The 1,247-nt window shown below is 41.9% G+C and carries 2 protein-coding genes; both read right to left on the bottom strand.

Annotation, left to right across the window (positions count from 1 at the left end):
• On the bottom strand, window positions 1-344 hold a 344-nt coding region (locus VXQ92_RS18925), incomplete at its 3' end, for a laccase domain-containing protein (protein ID WP_416682835.1).
• A 10-nt stretch (window positions 345-354) separates the two neighbouring features.
• Window positions 355-1,247: 23S rRNA pseudouridine(1911/1915/1917) synthase RluD (gene rluD, locus VXQ92_RS18930; RefSeq protein WP_416682836.1), on the bottom strand; the 893-nt coding region annotated here is incomplete at its 5' end.

A 1,247-nucleotide genomic window follows, 5' to 3' on the forward strand; every position in this document is an offset into this window, starting at 1 on the left:
AGCACGACAGGTAAACAATCGGCTGTCATCATCATTAACGCATGACCTTTGGTTTGCGTAATCAAACCGTCGCCAATTAAAGCTGTAAAAGGAATTTGTTCATTTACTGTATGGCAAATCGTGCTATGTGTTTGGGTCATCCATGTCATTTTTTTAACCCCAAACTGAGCAAATTCATCTAACAGTATCATCCGATGCTGCTGGACACGCTGAGCTTCGTCTTTAACATGCAAAGCAAGGTTAAAACCTGTTAGCTCTGTTTGCTCTGCTGGTAATGCCAAAGGGTGATGAACTCGTGTCTGCCCTACGAATACGCCTTGAGGTAAACCCTGAACAAATTCCATATACCAGTCCTTAATATGCAGCGTTTTCTGTACGTAAAACATTAACCAATTGCGTAAAATCTTCAGGCCATGGTGCTTCGAATAACATTTCTTCACCAGTACGAGGATGTTTTAAGCCCAATTTAGCTGCATGAAGTGCTTGGCGTTTAAAACCGCGTAAAGTTTCGATGAGTAACTCAGATGCCCCTGCCGGAATACGTACACGGTTCATATAAACTTGGTCACCGACCAAACCATGTCCAATATAACTAAAGTGAACGCGAATCTGGTGGGTACGGCCAGTCTCAAGTTGCGCTTGTACACGAGTAAAGTCTCTAAAACGCTCTTTCACGTTATAGTGCGTTACAGCATCACGCCCACCCGGCAAAATTGCCATTTTTACACGGTCAACCGGATGTCTTTTAATCGGCTCATCGATTGTGCCACCTGCAATAATATTGCCATAAGTGACTAAGTCATAAATACGATAAACAGATTTATCTCCCAATTGTTTACTCAAAGAAAATTGTGCTTCGAGATTTTTAGCAACAACTAGTAAACCACTGGTATCTTTATCAATACGATGTACTAGGCCAGCACGTGAAAGCTCGGCTGACTTAGGTGAATGGTAAAGCAAAGCATTGACCAAAGTACCCGAGGTATTACCTGCGCCCGGATGAACCACCATACCTACCGGTTTATTAATGACTAAAATATCTTCATCTTCGTAAACAATATCGAGTGGAATATTTTCTGGTTGACTGTTGGTCTGTGCTTCAAGCTCAACATTTAAAGTTAGCGTTTCATTGCCTTCGCAGCGATATTTAGGTTTGACAATGTTACCATTTACCAACAGATGACCTTCTTTCATCCATTGTTTAAGTTTTTCGCGTGAAAACTCACTCCACACCATGGCTGCCACTT

Source organism: Acinetobacter sp. 228 (assembly GCF_048147885.1).